Annotated in this window: 1 protein-coding gene; it reads right to left on the bottom strand. The window is 32.6% G+C overall.

Translation table 11 applies throughout. From position 1 onward, the window contains the following. Nucleotides 1-595 precede the first annotated feature (595 nt). Entirely contained in the window at nt 596-2,155 is a 1,560-nt protein-coding gene (locus tag F6K40_RS39535) for a DUF6798 domain-containing protein (RefSeq protein WP_293145585.1), read from the bottom strand. Between the last annotated feature and the right edge of the window lie 977 nt (nt 2,156-3,132).

The raw sequence follows: 3,132 nt of genomic DNA, 5'->3' as shown, positions 1-3,132 counted from the left end.
TCGTTTGTCATATACTTTGGAAAATTAACGTCTATATTCACAGTTCAAATTTGTCTAAACATTCAGCTAGCTTGCAGTTAGTTATAAGTTTGAAAAGCTAGGGGAAAAATCACCTACTTTCATAAGTAGAATTGTTGAGTCAGAGTTGAAATATCTTTCTAATTTAAAATAATAAGGAAGGCAGGGCAAGACACGGATTTTTGCCACGGATACACGGATAATTGGAATTAGGCAAAAGGGAAATCGTTTGTCATATACTTTGGAAAATTAACGTCTATATTCACAGTTCAAATTTGTCTAAACATTCAGCTAGCTTGCAGTTAGTTATAAGTTTGAAAAGCTAGGGGAAAAATCACCTACTTTCATAAGTTGATTGTTGAGTCAGAGTTGAAATCTCTTTCTAAACCTTTAAAATGGCAAGACACGGATTTTTGCCACGGATGCACGGATAATTGGAATTAAGGAAAAGGGAAATCGTTTGTCATATACTTTGGAAAATTAACGTCTATATTCACAGTTTAAATTTGTCTAAACATTCAGCTAGCTCCCAGTTAGTTATAAGTTTGAAAAGCTATGGGAAAAATCACCTACTTTCTCAAGTTGATTGTTGACGAGGAGTTGAAATATCTTTTACTTTATAAATCTGATATAAATTATCCATATAAATTTTTTCTACTCCTAGACAGTTAACAAAATTATCATTTTCAACAATCACATGAGTTATCCTATATTTATCAATTAAATTCTGCAAAGCCTCACATTTATCTACACCAGAATTATCATAAAATTGTTGTGCCATTAATAATCTGTCGTGCCATTCAATAACTTCTATATCTTTGTAGGGATGAGACTTGAGATTAATTAAAATCGGCGCACCTGTGGCAATTCTAAAATCAACAAATTTTCCAGAAGCATAAGGAACTAAATAAGTATCGCCTGGTTGTTTATTTTCTTTGACATATTCCATAATAATTGGTGTATCTTCCCGATTAATAGTTAGTTTCTCTAATTGCATTCCCACTCCCGAAAGAATGAACAGATATATTGCTACAACACAGAAAATTTCTATCGGTTTTTTGTATTGCCTAATCCAAAGATAATACCTGTCAAAAACAACAGCCAAAATATAAGCCAATATCATACAAGTAGAAATAGGAACCAAAAAAGCAGAGACTCGCCACGGAGTCAGAAATGCTAAAGTATTGCTGCTAGAAAAAAATTGAACTATTGTCAGAATAATTGCTGTGGCAAAAGGAAAAAACAAGATAAAAAATAGTTTGGTTTTGCGCAGAAGATAGAGAGCGATCGCTACTACTAAAATCTGAATTGGAGCGGCAGGTTCGGTTAACCAAATATCGGGAAAGGAATGATGAGGAATTCTATTGACAAGTAAACTTTCAGATATTTGAAAAAGTTCGGGAGATGTGGGTTTAAAAGTAATAGTCATATAACTGACTACTGGCAAAACTAAGATGAATGAAAATGTACCTATTAATAATAATTTTTGGAGATTATTTTCATTTTTATAGGTGACAATCATATAGGCTAAAGTTAGTAAAGCAGCACTAGGCAGATATGTGGGATGAAAAGTTGCAGCTATCCCTAAAGCTAAGACTGCTAAAAAAGGTTTTTTTATCAGAAAAGCATAGATGGAAAAGAGAATTAATACTCCAAATGTACAGGGTTGAAAATATCCACCGAGAATATATTGCTCTGCTAAACCATAGTGGAGATGTACATGAGTTTTCAATTCAAAAATTCTGATTTGTAGACAGTGGATAGTCAGGATAAGGAGAAAGTAAATTAGCAGCTTCAGTCGGGAACTATTAATTTTAAAAATTACTGAGGCAATGCCAAGAATACTATAAACATAGATGCCAAAAATTAGGATGTAATAAAAATAGAAAAAATTTTCATTGAGGTAAGCATAAGTGATTTTAACCAAAAAAGTAAAAGCAGGTAGAGGATCTAATGTATTAGCTAACCAATCTTTGTTTAAATCACCTAAATTAGCTTTGGATAATCCTTGTAAAAATTTAGTATGTTGATTTGAGGTATATAGGGGATATTGGGTATAGGAAATTCCAAAAATTAAGCCTAGGATAAAAATTTGCCAGACCGAAATAATAAATTTGTTTTTGAGTATTTGCTTCATTATTATTAAATTAAGTAAGAAGGTACAGGGAAAAAGTTACAGAGAAAAAATTTCTATGGGGAAACTAATAGAGAATTTTCTTTAGATGGAAATATTCGACTTCCTTCCAGAAAAAAGTTTTACTTTCTCCTCCCGTGGTTTACCTGACAAAATTTAGGTAAAAGGAAGAAAATTTCTAGGAGGAAATTTCTAGGAGGAAACTAATAGAATATTTCCTCTAGATAGAAATATTCGACTCCCTTCCAGAAAAAATTTTTACTTACCGCTCCTTTAGTTGACCTGACAAAATTTAGGTCAAGGGAGAAAATTTCTAGGAGAAAACTAATAAAACATTTTCTTTAGATAGAAATATTCGACTTCCTTTCAGAAAAAAGTTGCACTTCCCACTCCTGTGGTTCACCTGACAAAATTTAGGTAAAAGGGGAAAATTTCTAGGAATAAATTTCTAGGGGGAAACTAATAGAACATTTGCTCTAGATAGAAATATTCGACTCCCTTCCAGAAAAAAGTTGCACTTCCCACTCCTGTGGTTCACCTGACAAAATTTAGGTAAAAGAGGAAAATTTCTAGGAGGAAACTAATAGAGCATTTCTTCTAGATAGAAATATTCGACTCCCTTCGAGACAAAAGTTTTACTTTCCCCTCCTGTAGTTGACCTGACAAAATTTAGGTAAAACGGAGAAAATTTCTAGGAGGAAATTTTTAGGGGGAAAATAATAGAGCATTTTCTTTAGATAGAAATATTCGACTTCCTTCGAGAAAAAATTTTCACTTCCTACTCCTGTGGTCGGCCTGAAAAAATTTAGGTAAAAGGGAGAAAATTTCTAGGAGGAAATTTCTAGGAGGAAACTAATAGAGCATTTTCTTTAGATAGAAATATTCGACTTCCTTCGAGAAAAAATTTTCACTTCCTACTCCTGTGGTCGGCCTGAAAAAATTTAGGTAAAAGGGAGAAAATTTCTAGGAGGAAATTTCTA

It is taken from the genome of Okeania sp. SIO3I5 (assembly GCF_010672085.1).
GTDB lineage: Bacteria > Cyanobacteriota > Cyanobacteriia > Cyanobacteriales > Microcoleaceae > Trichodesmium.
The sequence above is the reverse complement of the archived record's forward strand: the minus strand, read 5'-3'. Positions and strand labels throughout refer to the sequence as shown.